Raw genomic sequence first — 17,848 nt, 5'->3', positions numbered from 1 at the left:
GACGGTTTTTTAGTTATAAAACCATATGCTATTAGTTTAGGTACTGAATTTGAGAAAAAATTATATACAAATCTATGTTTTAGTGTGCTCAATGTAACATACATTTTTTAAAATATCATTTACCGATTTAATTGTAGCCCTTTTTTTTTAATAAAACCCTGTCCATAAATCTATTGCTTTTTTCTTCATATTCTTTCTAGCTTTTACTATGAAATAGATTTCATCTAAAAATAATCTATTGAATAAATCTTTACCAAGATAATCTTTATCTTAGTAAATTTTACCAAATACTTTATCATTGATAAGATTTATTTTTAAATGGTTTTCTATCATTTACATTTCCTATAGTAAGCATAAATTCAACTATTTTCCTTTATCATTGCAAATAATGATATAATTTAAAACTATAAAACTAACCTAATATTCTATAACTTTTTGAGCCAGAACACTAAATACTTTACGTAGCTTTTCTCTTTTGTAATGACAAGATTTTAGAGTAGTTGAATAGAGGAATTAAATACCTGTATAATCTTCAGGACAGTGCATTTTCATATAAACCCCAATGGGTTGAACTACTTTCTTTTGCAATTTAACGGATTGGTTATAAGAAACAGAATTAGGAATTCATTCAGGGTATGTTTGCAAAGATTATTTATATAAAAGTGTTTCAAATTTCTGTATGATTTTAAATGAAAAATAACTAAAATTGTTATTACTTCTCCGTCTGACACTCTACGATTTCTTTTACGAATTTTCTTTTTATTTGGTCAGCTACATTATTTTTAGTTACCGAAATATTCCGATGATTTTATTGACAGTAATCATAAGATAAAAATCCATTATTCACTTGTTATTCAAAATATTAAGTTAACGGTTTTTTTTGTTTTTTTGTAAATAAAATAACCGTTTTCTTAACTCGAATTCACATAATTATTTAAAATTCAGACAAAATCCTATGTTCTTTAAGTGCTTTGTGTGGGTTTTGTTATTTTTTTTTCTAATAAAATATAATATTGATAAAACTTACAGGACACTACAGGACACTAAATTTTACATGTGCTTATATTTTTGACGAAATAATATATACTAAATTAACTCAAACATGAAAAATTTTAACATTAAAATTGGAGCTTTAGCAGTAGTAATGACTCTAGGAATTTTTACTTCTTGCCAACAAGAAGAAGATATCTTTATAACTGATAATGAAGCTTCGTTGAAAGAAGAAAGCAAACCTCTAGAAAGACAAGGAAGTGATTGTCAAACCAATTTACTAAATTTTGTATATCCTAATGTTTTTTCTGATAAAAATTCTGGTATCAGTAATGTTGTTGATGATAGAAGTTGTAGTTACGATTATGGTCAGTCGGGTAATTTTGGAGTTTATCAATTAAATAGTGCAAATACGAATGGAAGTTTACAAACTAGAATTGAACGAACTACAGGGACTATAGGTTATTCTAATGGAGCGTCTCTAACTGTAAGTGGTACTGTAAAAATACTTAATTCAGGTATTAAAAATATGTCTAGCTCTCCTTATCCTCCGTCTGATATGAGAGACGAAAATGGAACTTATATTGCCCAAGTAAAAGGAAAACATACAGGTGGAGGTGGATCACCTGATCCAGCTATTATGTTGTTTATTGCTAAACCTGCAAGGTATAACAGAGGATCTGTTAATAATGGAGGTGCAGTTTGGATTGATTCAAGTGGTTTTCCAGGGATGTATCATATTTATGCTGAGCTTATTAACAAACGTGGAGGCTCTGGAACCAATGGAAGAAGATTAATATATATTACTAGTGTTTATAGGGATGTAGAATTTAGTTTTAATGTTACTTCTAGGTTTACTTCTAATAATAATCATTATATAGATTATAATATCAATGGTTCTTCTAATTCACATAAAATATCTAGACAGAGTGTAAATGGCAACCTTGCAAATCCAACAGATACAAAAATAAGAATGGGAGCTTACAGATGTAAAGGAGGATATGCTGATATTAGATGGAAAAACAACTTATGGACTAACAAACGTAAAAATATGTAGTAATAAGAGCTTTTAATTAGTTGCATTTAAATTATAACAAAAACTAATTATATTCTAAAAAAAAACCACTCACTCGAGTGGTTTTAGATTTTACTCCTTTAAATAGAGGGTAAATGTATTTAAACATAGAGTTTTTGAGTGTAAAATTTTATTGATCTAAAATTTAGAGAAAATATTTATTTTAAAAAATTTCACTTAAGTTTCTAAAAAAAAATACTTGGTTAATGGAAAATCAAAAGATCATGTATTATGTATACAGAGTATCACTCATCTTAAGTTTTTAGTGTATTGCAAAGAAATTTAAAGGAAGAACATCTAGAAAATTTAACAGGTAACACTGAGTTATATTTTTGGACAATAGATTTTAAATGTTGGTGGTACTGCTGATGCACAAAGAGTTGAAACAGCTTTTGGTATTATTTTAAAAGACCCAGCTGTAAAAGCAATCTTAGTAAATATTTTTGGTGGAATTGTACGTTGTGATAGAGTAGCACAAGGTGTTGTAGATGCTTACAAAAGTATGGGAGATAAGATAAACGTGCCTATTATTTGTCGTTTACAAGGTACTAATGCTAAAGAAGCAAAAGAGTTGATAGATAACTCTGGAATGGAAATTATTTCTGCAACTGAATTTCAAGAAGCTGCAGACAAAGTTAGTGAGGTTCTAAGTTAGAATTTTACTTTTATAATATTTAAAAGCCTCGTTAAAACGAGGCTTTTTTTATAGATTTTACTTAAAAAAATATAGTGTTAATACTCTTTTTTCAGAAAAATTAATGTTTTAGCTTCGGGTCTTAATAAATATAAAAATTTAATAATAATGAATACTCTTAAAAATTGCTTCTCCCTAACTGTATTACTCTTTTTTATTAGTCTCTCAATTTCATCTCAAGATAATACCTATTCGTTATTAGTTGCGTTAAAAAAAGGTACTTCTCCAGAAGCAATGATTAAATTCAAAGCTTTGAACAATCGTTTTAACTCGATATCTATGAGGTCATTGGGTTCTTCGGATAAAAGTACAGAAGAACAAAGCATATTAACTTCTAGGGTAATCCGCTTAAAATTTTTAACCACTACAGATAAAATAGTTGTTAAAAGTGAATATGAAAAAAGTAACTTATTCAAGTTTGTTGAATTAGACCATGCTAGTAAAGGAAATATCGTACCTAATGATCCTTTTTTCTCTGAAAATCAATACTACCATCTTAATAATGGTTACGATGGTGTAGTAGGTGTAGAAGGTAAGGCGGATGCCGATATGGATACAGATTTGGCTTGGGATATTACCACAGGAAACGAAAATGTAGTACTAGGAGTTTTTGATAGTGGTCTTAGATTAGACCACGAAGAATTTGTAGGAAGAGTTTGGGTAAATGAAGATGAAATACCAGGTAATGGTATAGATGATGATAATAATGGTTACATAGACGATATTAATGGATGGGATTTTGTAAATGACGATAATGATCCTAGTGATGACAATAGGCACGGTACTGTAGTTGCTGGAATAGCCGCAGCAACAGGAAATAATGGAGTCGGTATTGCAGGAATGGATTGGAAATGTAAAATAATGGTGTTAAAAGTATTGGATGATAGAATTGATGGATTAATTTCTAACGAAATTGAGGCAATTTTTTATGCTGTAGATAATGGTATACATATAGGTAATATGTCATTTGGAGGGTTAGAGCGTTTAGATTCTTTTCAAGAAGCAGTAGACTATGCAGAATCAAAAGGAGTTTTGCTTATTGCTGCAACTGGTAATGAAGGTGAGGAAATAGCCCAGTTTCCAGCAGCCTATAGTTCTGTTATGGCAGTCGGAGCCTCTCATCCAGATGATACTAGAGTAACAAAGGCAACTACACGAGGTAATTTTGGTAGTAATTACGGTGACCATGTAGATGTTTTAGCACCTGGTTCAGGTATTTTTTCTTCTAGAATAGTTAGGTCAAATGCCTATGGTTTTTTTGGAGGAACCTCTTTCTCATCTCCTATGGTTGCAGGACTTGCTTGTTTAATAAAAGGACTAGACTTAACAAAGACTCCGCAAGAAATAAGGGCTATTATTCAAAATTCTGCTGAAGATGAAGTAGGGGATCCCAAAGAAGATACCGCGGGGTTTGACAAATTTTATGGTTTTGGTAGAATAAATGCACATAAAGCACTTTTGCTAGCTCAATCTAACTTTAATTTAAATGCAGAGTTTAATGTTTCTAAAAATTTTATATGTAAAGATGAGACTGTAACTTTTACAAATAGTTCATCAGAAAATGCAACTTCTCTTAAGTGGACTTTCGGAGAAGGAGCTTCTCCTGCTACTGCCGTAGGAAATGGTCCTCATAATGTAACATATACTAGTAAAGGTTTTAAATCAGTAATATTAGAGGTAAAAAATAGTGAAACTAGAGATGCAGAAGTAAAAAGAGAATTTATTGGAGTTGGTACAGGATTTTTAGAAAACATATCAGGTCCTAGATTGGTTGGAATAAATCAAACAGCAACATATTCTGTAGCACCTGTAGAGGGTATAGAAGAATATATATGGAGTATTCCAAGTGGAGCTACAATTATTTCGGGTAAATTAACAAATACTATAGAAGTAAAATTTGACAATCAGGCAGGTAATGAAGAGATTAGTGTTTTGATAATTAACGAATGTGGTGAAGAAGAGTTTACAGATATATTGATTGAAATAAGCACAACACTTTCCACAAAAGAAAACGATCTATCAAGTTCACAAATAACTGTTTTTCCAAACCCATCATCTAAAGGTTTGTTTTATTTATATAATTCACAAAAATATTCAGTTTACGACGTAAGAGGTCGTATTTTGTTGAAGGAAGAGGGTGTATTGGTAGATCTTCGTAATTATTCCGGTAATATATTTTTCTTAAAAATAAGTGGAAAAACTATAAAATTATTACGATGATATATTGATTTTTCTCTTTAAATATTTAGTATAAATCATAGATGATAAATAAGTAAAATATATTGATAGTCGCAAAGTAAGTAATTGCAACTGCAATAGAGTTCTAAAAAAAATCGATATTGGTTATAGTCATTTAATAAAAAGAATAAAGATAATAGATAAAAAGTCTCGTGAAAACGAGGCTTTTTTTTTAAAAAATTAAATTTTTGAATTTTATGTTTTTTAAATTTTTTCAGTATTAATCAAATGCTTTAAATTAATGCGAAATCCCTTATTTTTTAAGTTTTTTTTTGAAGATTTTGTTGTGTTTTCTGCTAAAAAATTATTGTATTAAAAACATCTTACAGGATGCTGCAGGATACCTCAGGTTACTTTTGTTTATAAATTTGAAACAACAATATATACTAAATTAACTCAAACATGAAAAATTTTAACATTAAAATTGGAGCTTTAGCAGTAGTAATAGCTCTGGGAACTTTTACTTCTTGTCAAGAAGATGATGATAACCTTTTTAATGAAAATGATATTTCTTCTGTAGAAGAAAATGATTTTCTTGCTAAGGGCACTTGCGATCCTAATAAATTTATGCTTATTGATGCTATTACTGGAACTGATTATAACTCTAAAATCAGTACAATGATTGATGATAGAAGTTGTTCTTATGATTATAAACAATCAACGTATGGTTCAAGTTATAGATGGGGTGGTTATAGATTAAACAGCGCCAATAACCAGTCAGGTAAACTTCAAGTAAGAATGGAGCGTACCACACCAAAACTTAACTATGCTCATAATAAGTACATCCAGCTTTCAGCCACTGTAAGAATCTTAAATGCAGGTTCAGTAAAAGATATGGTAGCTGATACTTCAATGTCTGATAATGATGGTACATATATAGCACAAGTAAAAGGGAAACATGATAAAATCCAAGGTAAAGAATCAAGAGATCCAGCAATTGCGTTATTTATTGCAAAACCAAAAAGGGAAAATAATGGAAAAGGAGATATAATTTATGAAAATGGAAAAGTAAAAGAATTTAAGATATTTTCAGAACAAGTTACAAAACGTGGAGGTTCTGGATCTTCTGGCAGAAAATTGGTTTACATTACAACAGTTAAACGTAATAAAAATTTTGATGTAGTTATAAAAAGTACATTTAAAACTGTAAACGGCCTAAAGAAACAATTTATTGATTATACAATAAACGGTGTAAGTAAATCAATACCTGTTTCATCAAAAAATACAGCAAATCAAACAACAGTTCCTTTAGAAACAAGAATTCGTATGGGTGCATACAGATGTAAAGGTGGAACTGCAGAAATTTTATGGAGAGACAATTTGACGGTTACAAAAAACTAAGTTAAATCTTAAAATAATATCATAAATTAAACCCAAAGCAAATTATTGCCTTGGGTTTTTTTATTTTACTAAAATAAGAGTTCTCTTTACCTTAATTTTATTAGATAGAAGATTCTGTATTTCCGGTAATCTTTTACTATTTATGTAAAGTGTACTTAAACTTTTTCTTTTAAGATGGCTATTTCGTCTCGTAATTTTGCAGCAGCAATAAAATCTAAGCTCTTTGCTGCAATTTCCATTTGTTTCCGTTTGTCTCTAATTCTTTTCTCAATTTCTTCTTTAGGTAAATACTGTAAATCTTGTTCTGCAGCAACTTGTTTTGCATTGTCATAATGATAACTTGAAACTGCAGATTTAGATAATGTATCGTCTATTTTTTTGTTAATTTGGGTTGGGGTAATATCATGTTTAGTATTGTAAGCAATCTGCTTTTCACGCCTTCTATTTGTTTCATCTATTGTTTTTTGCATACTATCAGTAACTTTATCTGCATACATAATAGCTAAACCATTTACATTTCTTGCGGCTCTACCAACAGTTTGTGTTAAAGATTTGTTGTTACGCAAAAAACCTTCTTTATCGGCATCTAAAATAGCCACCAAAGAAACCTCGGGTAAATCTAAACCTTCTCGTAAAAGATTTACACCAATTAAAGCATCAAATAATCCTTTACGTAAATCTTGCATGATTTCTACACGCTCTAAAGTATCTACATCAGAATGAACATACCTACATCGAATGTCTACTCGTGTTAAATATTTTGTCAATTCTTCTGCCATTCTTTTGGTTAATGTAGTTACCAAAGTACGTTCGTCTTTTTCAACTCGTAATTGAATTTCTTCTATCAAATCATCAATTTGATTCAAACTTGGACGAACCTCAATTGGAGGGTCTAATAAACCTGTAGGCCTAATAATTTGCTCTACAAATACACCTTCTGTTTTTTGAAGTTCGTAATCTGCAGGAGTTGCTGATACAAAAATAGTCTGATTTTGAAGTGCTTCAAACTCATCAAACTTTAAAGGTCTATTGTCCATTGCAGCAGGTAGCCTAAAACCATATTCCACTAAATTTTCTTTTCTGCTTCTGTCTCCTCCATACATAGCGTGAGTTTGAGGAACGGTTACGTGACTTTCATCAATAACCATTAAATAGTCATCAGGAAAGTAGTCTAACAAGCAAAAAGGTCTAGTGCCAGGGTTTCTACCATCTAGATAACGCGAATAATTTTCGATACCAGAACAATATCCTAGTTCTCGAATCATTTCCAGATCAAATTCAGTACGTTCTTTTAAGCGTTTTGCTTCTAAATGTTTTCCTATTTCTTGAAAATAAGCAACTTGATGCACCATGTCTTCTTGTATTTGATGTATGGCATTTTGCAAAACATCAGGAGAAGTAACAAATAAATTTGCAGGGTAAATATTTAATTGTTCAAATTGTTCTAATACTTGTTGATTCTCTAAATCAAATGCTTCTATTTCTTCAATTTCATCTCCAAAAAAGTGTACACGGTAACCATTATCTCCATAAGACGGATATATTGTTACAACATCTCCTTTTACTTTAAATGTTCCGCTTTTAATTTCATGCTCTGTTCTAGAATATAGACTTGTAACCAATTGGTGTAAAAATTTAGTTCTAGAAAGTAGTTGACCAACTTCTATAGGAATTACATTCTTTTTAAATTCTGTAGGGTTTCCAATACCATATAAGCAAGAAACAGAAGCAACAACCAGTACGTCTCGTCTTCCAGAAAGTAGCGATGAGGTTGTGCTCAAACGCAAACGCTCTATATCATCATTTATAGATAAATCTTTTTCTATGTAAGTACCTGTTACTGGTATATAGGCTTCTGGTTGATAATAATCATAATAAGAAACAAAATATTCAATAGCATTTTTAGGGAAAAATTGTTTAAATTCAGAATACAGTTGAGCTGCTAATGTTTTGTTATGAGCTAACACCAAAGTAGGCTTTTTTACTTCTTTTACAACGTTAGCTATGGTAAAAGTTTTTCCAGAACCAGTTACACCAAGTAAAGTTTGAAACCTTTCTCCAGACACAATACCTTGAGAAAGTTCTTTGATTGCCTGGGGTTGATCTCCTGTAGGAGAAAAATCTGATTCTAAATTAAATTCCATAAAAAGTATAACAAATATTCAGTTTCCGTAGCACTAAAATAGTTAGTTTTTATGAGTCAATCTCAAAAAAAGTGCGTTATCTAGTAATTAAAGAAAAGTGACCAGTTTCTGTTCTTACATTACCATTAATATCAACAAGTGTGGCTTTAAACCAATAATCATTTTGGGGTAATAATTTACCTTGATAAAAACCGTTCCAGCCGTTGGAGGTTTTTAAATCAAGTTTTTTAAGAAGTGTACCATATCTATCAAAAATTTCTAAATTAGCAATAATATAAAAAACGTTATTTATTCCATTAATTTTCCAAGTATCTAAGACTCCATCTTCATTAGGAGAGAAATGTTTAGGGATTTGTAAAAAAGAGATGCTCTCAGATGCTGAAATACCACAGCCTTTTTTATCTCTTACAAACACCGTGTTTAAACCAGGTTCTACTTCATTGAAAGTAAAAGAAAGATTATTTTCTCCTTGTCTAAAAGATGATAAATCTTGACTGTTTAGAGAGTATTCGTAATCGCCTTCTCCAGAAATATTTATAGTAATAGAATTACCGGAAATAGAGTTTTGGTCTTCAGTCACTGTAATATTTTGAATTACTGCTCTATTTGACTCTAAAACGATAAACGTATAATACCCCCTACAAGTAATATCGTCATTAAGATCTGATCTATCATTTTCATAGTCTCTAAATATTTCTACTCTGTAATTACCAGCTTCTTTCACTTTTAAAATAGGTGTTGTAGCACCAATTATTCTTTCATTATTTTTATACCATAGAAAAGTATCACTACTTAAACCTGTTGAAGCATCTATATCTACGCTTCTTTCTTGAGGTACATCTCTTGGGTTATTAACACATAAGACAACTGAGTTTGAATCTCTATTTAAAAAAGGCAAATCTTGTATTATGACTTTAAAGTTACCAATACTTTGGCAAGTACCTGAGTTCTTTAAAGAAATTCTCACAAAAATATTATCATTTTCATTTAGTAATGTATCTTCAAAAGGTTCGGTTATTTCTGCAGTTTGTGTAATTGCATCATTTCTATTTCTATAATATTGAAAGTTATGGGTATTTAAGGATAAGCTTTCATTAGAGTTTGCAATTATTTGAGTAGTTTTTTCATTAAAATTAAAAAAACCAGTTCCATTACCTAAACTATTTAAAGCATCTGGACTGTTTTTATTTACGTCGAATTCACAAGTATATACATCTCTAAAATTAGCTACACCAGAAGGAGTTGCTTTTAATTCTATTTCTGTGGTTAAAAAACATTTGGTTTCAATAATTGTAACTTTAGCAACAATTTTATGAGTATCATCAGCTGTTTTAGTGGGGGTTGAGTTTCTGTAGTTAGTTTTATTTAGTGGAGATGAGAAGTTGATATCTGTACTTTCAAAAAAATCAATTTCTACCTCTTGATTCCCATCGTATATTTTTTTTTCTAAAACTTCAAGATTAAAATTAGTAATACCATCTGAAGGGTCATTGTCAAAATCACATTGGTCAATTAAAGGAACAGTACTAAGATTTGGTTTTGGAGTGAATTTAATTTTAATTGAACTATTAAAAGTTTCAGGTTTTCCACATTCATTTCTGGTTATTATTTGAAGATTATAAGTTCCGCTTCCAAAATTTGAATTAGTAATTGATATTCGTCTTGTTTTTATATTTACAGCATTATTGCCTTCTTTCGTCCATAAATAATCGTAACTAAATAATGGGTTTTCAATAAGTTCTGGCTCAATATTTAAATTTTCACCAATACATACAGTTTGCTCATTTTCATTTAATATCTTAGTTCTGTCATCAGAGTTAACAATATTAACAGGAGAGAAAAATGACTGAATAAAAGGTGGGAGTCCTTGTTGAGTAATTTTTCCTTTTAGATCTACAGCATTTTCTATATATCTAACATTAGTTCCAAGGTCATTTGGATTTTCAATTACATCAAGAAATTTTTTTTCAGGAATAGAAGCATAAATTTTGCCATCAGGACCTAATTGTAAGGCGCTTCTAAAGCCTTCTTGATCATATATTTTTGTTTTAGAAGAAAAAATATTGTCACTTCTAAGGTCAAATTGAAAGACCAAGTTTCTATCTTCAATAATAGTTGATGTATATAATCTACTAGAGTTTTGAGAAAATTCAACTCCGTAAGGTATGCCATCAGTAGATAAATTAGTTAATATTGAAGAACTTGGAGAAACAATTCCAGTTTGGTCGTTAAATTCATAAAGCACTAGCTTAGCTTCGGGATCAAAAATATTATTTGTAGAAAATTTAAAATCAGCTAAAGCTACATATTTCCCGTTAGGAGATATTTTTAAATAGCCTCTTTTGTCTACTAACTCATAGTCAGTTGTACTTATAACAGGATTAGCAACATCAACTCCATTTTCACTTATATTGTATGCATAAAATTGATTTTTTACAGCTGACAAAACCCAAATTGAATTACAATCTCCCTGAATTGCTGTAACCTTTTCAGAAAAGTCTTCACTTATATCTTTGCCCGTTGAAGGTTCTATACCTAGTGTTATTGGTCCGTCTATAATTTGGCCTAATCCATTTTCTTTAGATTTATCTATGGTGTAAAATTTTAAACCTGGATTTTCTATACCATCAATTACTGAGTTTGTACCAAGTGTAAATAAATAATAGAGGTTTTGATTTTCAGGATTTGGAACAAATAATGCAGATTGAGTACTAGATGGGTTACCTCCTAAATCGTTAGCAAGGTTACCATTAGAAAATGTCATTACCTCATGGTTGGAGTTGTATAAAATAATACCATCAGAATAAAATAACAGGTTACCGTCTTTATCAGAAATTGTAGAACATCCTTCTTGAGTATTAAGTTCTCCATTTGTTAATGCTACAGGGGCTCCAGAACTAAAATCTAAACCAGCATTTTCACCAAAATACCAAAAATTAGCTTCTTTTTGAGCGTAGAAATTGGTAAAGTATAGTAGAAATATTAAGAAATAATATTTTTTCATTTAATAAAGGCAATTTCTTACATCAAATATATTTAAAAAAATTACAAATCTCTCTTTTTTAACAGTGTAAGAGAAATATAAATAAAGATGAAAGTCCAACCAGAAACGATTAAAATATTAAAAAAAGAGACATCATAACTTTTAGTAAATGTTTCTCCTATTTGGTTGGCTACAGATTTTACAGCACCTAATCTAGAAAAAGGTTCTTTAATTAAATTGGCCATAGATTCAAACGGAAGAAACTGCATGATGCTATCTACTTTTTCGCTTGTATTTGTAGCTTTCTTAAAAGTCCAAAATAAGTATCCTTTAAACATACTTTCTATAATAAACCAAACTACCATTGCACCTACTGCAAAAGCAGATCGTTTTACTAAAATCCCGAAAAACAGTCCCATAGAGAAAAAACTGACTAGTTTTATAAAAAAAGCAAAAAGATATTTTAAATCAGAAACAATAATTGCAAACTCATTGTAATCAGAATATACCAAGCCTAGTATAAGAGAAACAACAAAAACAAAAACAGTTGACACAAATGCAAATGCAATAACCGTGTAGAATTTAGATAAAATAAATTCTTTTTTACTTAACCCATCTATTAAATTTTGCTTTAAAGTTTTGTAACTGTATTCATTAGCCATCATGGATACAATAACTAACAACAAGAAAAACTTTAAAATAGAAGCTATATAAGTGTTAAAGTGCCATATGTAAGGGAAATTAAAAATTCCAGCATCAGCTAAGTGAAATTTTACTGGGCCAATATCAAATTTTATAGCAGCAATAAGAGCGATACAGGAAAGTAAACCGAAATATATTATAGATAGTATCTTACTTGCTCTATTGTATTTAAGTTTATGAAATTCTATAGTTAGTAGTCGTAACATAACTTTTGAGATTTAGTAATGATTAATTGTTGTTGGTTAGGTCTAAAAATTGTTGTTCTAAACTAGGTTTACGCTTTATTAAATGAGATAAAACAATACCTTTGTTAAATAAATAGTCATTTATTTCAGTGGCAGAAATAGAGCTTTGGATGGTAGCTATTATAGTCTCATGGTCTTTAGTTATTTTTGCGATATGTGGGTTTTCTTCTAAAGCGTTAAGTAATTTTTCTTCATTAGTTTCAACCTTTAATTCAAATAAACCATTAGAAGCGGTCATTTCATCTACTCTTCCGCTATATAATTTAACACCTTGTCTAATTACAACAACGTGAGAACATACTTTCTCTACTTCATCCAATAAATGAGAAGCTAGTAAAATTGTAGTTCCTGTAGCCGCAATTTTTTTGATAATTTGACGAATTTCATGAATTCCTTGAGGGTCTAGACCATTAGTGGGCTCATCTAAAATAAGAATTTCAGGATCATTTAACAATGCAGATGCAATTGCTAAACGCTGTTTCATCCCTAAAGAATAGGTTCTAAATTTACTATCTCTTCTTTCAAATAAATTTACAATTTTTAATTTTTCATCAATTTTTTGGTTTGTAATTCCTTTTATTTTACAGATGAGTGACAGATTTTCTGAGGCTGTCATATAAGGATAGAAATTTGGACGCTCTATAATAGCACCTACTTTTTTTAAAGCTTCGTGAGTTGATAATTTTCCATCAAACCAAGAGAATTCGCCAGAAGTTCTGTTTACAACATTTAATATAATACCTAAAGTAGTAGATTTTCCACTTCCATTAGGACCTAAAATTCCGTATACATTTCCTTTTTGAATGTCAAAAGAAAGATTGTTTACAGCATGGACTTTTCCGTATTTTTTGTCGAGGTTTTTAAGAGATAAGATAGTTTCCAAAGAAATAAATTTAGTCGGTTATGAGTGTATGACGACTAATTTACAATTTTGTTACCAAAAAAGTAGATTGTTTTTTAAGAAAGCTCTTTATCTAAATAAATGTTCTGATAGACTTCTAAATATTAATACTCGTTAAAATCAAAATCGTCATCAAAATGACCAAATTCATCATCTATATCTTCTTGATCACCAAAATTTTCTGCTTTAAATTCTTTATCAGGAGCCTCTTTTGGTAGATTACCTACATTTAAAATGGTTTTTGGTAAATCATCTCTAGTTTGAGAAGAGATTTCTATAACATCAACATAAAAAGTCCACATGTTTAAAAAGTCATAAACATAAATTAGCTTGCTATTTTCTATAGGCAAAGTTTCTTCTAAAATACATGTTTGCATAGCAATTCCTTCTCCTGCTTCTGCCATGTTAAACAACGGAATTTCTTCGCCTTGATTCCATTCATCATCAGTTCTATAAAAAGAAGCCATTTCTTGCCCTTCAAAACCAAATGATTTTGCAATTGTAAAATGCAATTCTTCTAAATTAAGACTATTTTCAACTAAAATAGTTCTAATTACATCTTCTTTTGTATCTAAAATTACACGTATTTTGTACATAAAGTGGTTTAACTTTTCTACAACAAAAATACAATTTTTTATATGTATTTTTACATATCTAAACAATTGTTGATGGATAAAATAAAAACACTTGCAACTCTAAATAATCTTAATAAAAATACTCTAATGGAAACGTTAGAAATAGAGTTTGTAGATGTAGGTGAAGATTTTGTAATCGCCAAAATGCCTGTTAATAGTAAAGTATATCAGCCTTACGGTATTTTACATGGTGGTGCAACAGCTGCTCTAGCAGAAACAGTAGGTAGTTGTGCTTCTGTACTTTTTATAAATGCTAAAACAAAAATTGTAAAAGGGATAGAGCTTAGTATCAGTCATATAAAAAGCAAAAAAGAAGGTTTTGTATTTGGTATTGCAAAGCCAATACATAAAGGAAGAACAACGCATTTGTGGGAAATTAAAATTTTAGATGAAGAGAATAATTTAATTTCTATATGTAAACTTACCAACATTGTTTTAGATAAACAATAATTGCTTTTTTATATTGAATACAACTTTTAAGAAAATAGAAACTGCTTACAAAAACAAGAAACCTTTTGTAAGTTATAGCGAGCCAGAATCAACAACAATATCTTCTTTTTTTATGAAGGAAGAGACGCTTTTTTTTACGTCTGATTTTACCGAAAGCGGATTTGTATTTTCTCCTTTTGATGCAGAAGAAAATACTGTTTTGTTTCCTGTAGATAAAGCTGATTTTCTGCAAGAAAAAATAGAACGTCTGGATAATTTTGAGTTTTTTAATAGGTATACAGATGATGAATCTGAAAAAGAAGCACATATAAATTTAGTAGATAAAACAATTTTAAAGATAAAAAACTCCTCTTTACAAAAAATAGTAATTTCTAGAAAAGAACTGATTTTATTAAAAGATTTTGATGTATTGCTTCTTTTTAAAAAACTTTTAAAGCAATATAAAGCAGCGTTTGTATATGTTTGGTACCACCCTAAAATAGGATTATGGTTTGGGGCAACACCAGAAACATTATTGCATATTTCTAATCAGCGTTTTAAAACAATGTCTTTGGCAGGTACCCAACTTTTACAAGAAAACACAGCTGTAGCTTGGGGGGCAAAAGAACTAGAAGAGCAGCAATTGGTAACCGATTTTATTGTCAATCAACTAAAACCTATAACAACATCATTAAAAGTAAATCAAAAGGAAACTGTACAAGCGGGTAGTTTATTACATTTAAAGACGAAAGTAGAAGGAGAGGTAAAAAGTAATTCTGATTTAAAACAATTAATAAGAGCATTGCATCCTACACCAGCAGTTTGTGGATTGCCTAGAAAAGAAGCATTTGTATTTATAACAGAAAACGAACCTTATAAACGCGACTTTTATACAGGTTTTTTGGGTGAATTAAACTTAGAGTCAAATCTTGATAAAAGTAAGCTATCGAAACTTTACGTAAATTTAAGGTGCATGCGTATTGATGGTAAAATGGCTTCGCTTTACGTGGGTGGAGGAATAACTAAGGATAGTAATGCTTTTAAAGAATGGACAGAGACAGTTTCCAAAAGCAAAACTATGAAAACAGTACTATGATTATTTATAAAAAAAACCGTAAGTAAATCTTACGGTTAGTTGTAGATGTAAATTGAATTTGAATTAAACTATTTATCTTTAAAGATAAATGGTGTTTTTCATAAAATTTAATATAAAAATTTTAACTTTTAGATATCGTCAAAAGAAACATCTGTAAAATTCTGTGCAGAACTTGTTTCTTCATTTGTTTCTTCCTTTTTAAAATCTTTTTGATGACGCTCACTAATTACTTCATTTCCTTTCTCATTAATGATGTAATCTGTTGCTTTTGTTAGCATTTCTTTAAAGTCAGAAAAATCTTCTTTATATAAATAAATTTTATGTTTTTGATAATGAAAAGTTCCATCATCATGAGTAAATTTTTTACTTTCTGTAATTGTTAAGTAGTAATCGTCTGCTTTTGTTGCTCTAACATCGAAAAAATAAGTTCTTCTACCTGCTCTTAATACTTGAGAAAAAATTTCTTCCTGTTCAACTCTCTCTGCCATAATCTTAAAATAGTTATTATATAATGTTTGTTATCTAAAACAAATCTAACAAAATATTTTATCTAGCAATGTTAAAGATTAAAATTCTTTTTCTAAAAGTTGTTGATTGTAAAGTTCCTTGTAGTATCCTTCTTCTGTTATTAGTTGATTATGAGTTCCTTGTTGAGTAATTTTACCATTATCTAATACTATGATTTTATCTGCGTTTTTAGCAGAAGAAACTCTATGGCTAATTATAAAAGTAGTAATGTTTTTTGAAATTCGTTCTAAATTCGATAGTATTTTCTCTTCTGTTTCTGTATCTACGGCAGATAAACAATCGTCAAAAATCAAGATTTTAGGTTTTTTAATAATTGCTCTTGCAATAGAAACACGTTGTTTTTGTCCTCCAGAAAGTGTTACCCCACGCTCTCCTAAAACGGTTTTATAACCATTAGGAAAATCTACAATATTTTTATGTACATCAGCATTTTTTGCTGCAGTAATAATTTCTTCTTCTGTAGCATCATCTTTACCAAATTTAATATTGTCTTCTATACTTTCAGAAAATAAGAAAGGGTCTTGTGGTACAAACCCTATTTGGTTTCTAACGTCATCTAAATTAGCATTCTTAATTGGTTTATCATCTAAAAAAATAGAACCATTATCAGTATCATATAATCTAGAAATGAGCTCTATAACAGTAGATTTTCCTGATCCTGTTTTTCCTAAAATAGCTAGTGTTTCTCCTGATTTTACAACAAAACTAATATTTTTTAAAGCCGTAATATTAGTGTCATCATAAGTAAATGTAACATTTTTAAACTCTACTTTTCCTTCTAATTCTGTAGTTGATGTATTGTTATTTTGAATTTCGGGTACTTGTTTTAAAAACTCATTAATTCTAAGTTGAGAAGCCTCTGCTTGTTGAATCATAGAAGTTACCCAACCTACAACTGCAACAGGCCATGTTAAAATATTAACATACAACATAAACTCTATAATAGTACCTATCTGTATTTCTCCATCAATATATTGTTTTCCACCCACGTAAATTACCAAGATATTGCTAATTCCTATCAACAAAACCATTAACGGAAAAAACAATGCGTTTGCTTTATGTAAGTGAATGTTTTTCTCTTTGCTTTCATCTGCAATGTCATCAAAATCTTGAATAATACTCTTTTCTATACCGTAAGATTTTACCACGCTTATACCTGAAATAAATTCTTGGTTAAAAGTGGTTAGAGTAGATAAATATTGTTGTACTACAGTACTTCTTTTATGTATAACCTTACTAAGTATAAAAATAGATATAGATAGTAAAGGGAAAGGAATCAATGTATACATTGTTAATGTTACATCTATGCTTATCATTTGTGTAAAACCAACAGCAAACAAAACAATCATGTTCATGCTATACATAATTGCAGGTCCTGCATACATTCTTACTTTAGAGACATCTTCAGAAATTCTATTCATCAAATCTCCTGTTCTGTTTTTCTTGTAAAAATTAAGTGATAGTCTTTGGTATTGCTGATAAATTTCATTTTTTAAATCAAATTCAATCAATCTAGAAGTTACAATAATTGTTTGTCTCATTAAAAACGTAAAAAAACCAGAGAGCAATGCAACTCCAATAATTATAAGTACATTGATTAAGAGTTGATGTGTAACAGCATCATAATCTGTAAGTATGCCTTTTTGATAGTCTTCTACAACATTTAAAGAATCTCCAACAATTTGAGGTACTTTTAATGCCAAAAGTTTAGCTAAAATGGTAATAACAAGACCTATAAGTATACGCCATTTGTATTTTGAGAAGTACTTATTTATATATTTTAATTCTTTCAAAAGGGTAAATTAATTATCTAAAATAGAAGTACGAAGATACAAGATTAACCACTA

General features: G+C 29.6%; 12 protein-coding genes and 1 pseudogene. 6 read left to right on the top strand and 7 right to left on the bottom strand.

Annotation, left to right across the window (positions count from 1 at the left end):
* The first annotated feature begins 1,102 nt into the window (after window positions 1–1,102).
* The 4 genes and pseudogenes from DUT90_RS08995 to DUT90_RS08980 all read left to right on the top strand — a co-directional run bounded on the left by DUT90_RS08995 (window position 1,103) and on the right by DUT90_RS08980 (window position 6,338).
* Window positions 1,103–2,047, top strand: a complete 945-nt coding sequence (locus DUT90_RS08995; RefSeq protein WP_114426816.1) for a hypothetical protein — start codon at window positions 1,103–1,105, stop codon at window positions 2,045–2,047.
* Window positions 2,048–2,411: 364 nt separating this feature from the next.
* Window positions 2,412–2,720, top strand: a pseudogene (gene sucC, locus DUT90_RS08990) (succinate--CoA ligase subunit beta); the annotation flags it as partial.
* A gap of 147 nt (window positions 2,721–2,867) precedes the next feature.
* On the top strand, window positions 2,868–4,979 hold the full coding sequence (locus DUT90_RS08985; protein ID WP_114426815.1) for a S8 family serine peptidase: 2,112 nt from the start codon (window positions 2,868–2,870) through the stop codon (window positions 4,977–4,979).
* A 420-nt stretch (window positions 4,980–5,399) separates the two neighbouring features.
* Complete coding sequence (locus DUT90_RS08980; RefSeq protein WP_114426814.1) at window positions 5,400–6,338, top strand: hypothetical protein; 939 nt, start codon at window positions 5,400–5,402, stop codon at window positions 6,336–6,338.
* 155 nt (window positions 6,339–6,493) lie between these two features.
* On the opposite strand, the gene uvrB is transcribed toward DUT90_RS08980, so the two are convergent.
* From uvrB to DUT90_RS08955, 5 genes are all read right to left on the bottom strand, one after another.
* Window positions 6,494–8,482, bottom strand: a complete 1,989-nt coding sequence (gene uvrB, locus DUT90_RS08975) for an excinuclease ABC subunit UvrB (RefSeq protein WP_114426813.1) — start codon at window positions 8,480–8,482, stop codon at window positions 6,494–6,496.
* 76 nt (window positions 8,483–8,558) lie between these two features.
* Window positions 8,559–11,486: a T9SS type B sorting domain-containing protein gene (locus DUT90_RS08970; RefSeq protein WP_114426812.1), complete on the bottom strand. Its 2,928-nt coding sequence runs from the start codon at window positions 11,484–11,486 to the stop codon at window positions 8,559–8,561.
* A 41-nt stretch (window positions 11,487–11,527) separates the two neighbouring features.
* A complete protein-coding gene (locus DUT90_RS08965; protein ID WP_114426811.1) occupies window positions 11,528–12,373 on the bottom strand; it encodes an ABC transporter permease in 846 nt (281 codons plus the stop codon).
* A 22-nt stretch (window positions 12,374–12,395) separates the two neighbouring features.
* The gene (locus tag DUT90_RS08960) at window positions 12,396–13,295 is read right to left on the bottom strand and encodes an ABC transporter ATP-binding protein (RefSeq protein WP_114426810.1); all 900 of its coding nucleotides are present in this window, start codon (window positions 13,293–13,295) and stop codon (window positions 12,396–12,398) included.
* Between the two features lie 122 nt (window positions 13,296–13,417).
* On the bottom strand, window positions 13,418–13,909 hold the full coding sequence (locus tag DUT90_RS08955) for an IS1096 element passenger TnpR family protein (RefSeq protein WP_114426809.1): 492 nt from the start codon (window positions 13,907–13,909) through the stop codon (window positions 13,418–13,420).
* Between the two features lie 72 nt (window positions 13,910–13,981).
* On the opposite strand from DUT90_RS08955, the gene DUT90_RS08950 reads away from it, so the two are divergent.
* Together DUT90_RS08950 and DUT90_RS08945 are read left to right on the top strand one after the other, a co-directional pair.
* On the top strand, window positions 13,982–14,398 hold the full coding sequence (locus tag DUT90_RS08950; protein ID WP_114426808.1) for a PaaI family thioesterase: 417 nt from the start codon (window positions 13,982–13,984) through the stop codon (window positions 14,396–14,398).
* Window positions 14,399–14,411: 13 nt separating this feature from the next.
* Window positions 14,412–15,473, top strand: coding sequence for a chorismate-binding protein (locus DUT90_RS08945; RefSeq protein ID WP_309477133.1), 1,062 nt, complete (start codon window positions 14,412–14,414; stop codon window positions 15,471–15,473).
* Window positions 15,474–15,601: 128 nt separating this feature from the next.
* On the opposite strand, the gene DUT90_RS08940 is transcribed toward DUT90_RS08945, so the two are convergent.
* Together DUT90_RS08940 and DUT90_RS08935 are read right to left on the bottom strand one after the other, a co-directional pair.
* Entirely contained in the window at window positions 15,602–15,961 is a 360-nt protein-coding gene (locus DUT90_RS08940; protein WP_114426807.1) for a PUR family DNA/RNA-binding protein, read from the bottom strand.
* Between the two features lie 78 nt (window positions 15,962–16,039).
* Complete coding sequence (locus tag DUT90_RS08935; RefSeq protein ID WP_114426806.1) at window positions 16,040–17,794, bottom strand: ABC transporter ATP-binding protein; 1,755 nt, start codon at window positions 17,792–17,794, stop codon at window positions 16,040–16,042.
* Window positions 17,795–17,848 lie beyond the last annotated feature (54 nt).

Origin of the sequence: Polaribacter sp. WD7 (assembly GCF_003335085.1) — a bacterium.
In the GTDB taxonomy this organism is placed as follows: domain Bacteria; phylum Bacteroidota; class Bacteroidia; order Flavobacteriales; family Flavobacteriaceae; genus Polaribacter.
Note: the sequence above shows the minus strand (reverse complement) of the source record. Positions and strands in the feature narration are given on the sequence as shown.

Coding starts and splice junctions, on each gene's coding strand:
- DUT90_RS08995 (WP_114426816.1), top strand. CDS start 1,103: ATGAAAAATTTTAACATTAAAATTGGAGCTTTAGCAGTAGTAATGACT.
- DUT90_RS08985 (WP_114426815.1), top strand. CDS start 2,868: ATGAATACTCTTAAAAATTGCTTCTCCCTAACTGTATTACTCTTTTTT.
- DUT90_RS08980 (WP_114426814.1), top strand. CDS start 5,400: ATGAAAAATTTTAACATTAAAATTGGAGCTTTAGCAGTAGTAATAGCT.
- uvrB (WP_114426813.1), bottom strand. CDS start 8,482: ATGGAATTTAATTTAGAATCAGATTTTTCTCCTACAGGAGATCAACCC.
- DUT90_RS08970 (WP_114426812.1), bottom strand. CDS start 11,486: ATGAAAAAATATTATTTCTTAATATTTCTACTATACTTTACCAATTTC.
- DUT90_RS08965 (WP_114426811.1), bottom strand. CDS start 12,373: ATGTTACGACTACTAACTATAGAATTTCATAAACTTAAATACAATAGA.
- DUT90_RS08955 (WP_114426809.1), bottom strand. CDS start 13,909: ATGTACAAAATACGTGTAATTTTAGATACAAAAGAAGATGTAATTAGA.
- DUT90_RS08950 (WP_114426808.1), top strand. CDS start 13,982: ATGGATAAAATAAAAACACTTGCAACTCTAAATAATCTTAATAAAAAT.
- DUT90_RS08940 (WP_114426807.1), bottom strand. CDS start 15,961: ATGGCAGAGAGAGTTGAACAGGAAGAAATTTTTTCTCAAGTATTAAGA.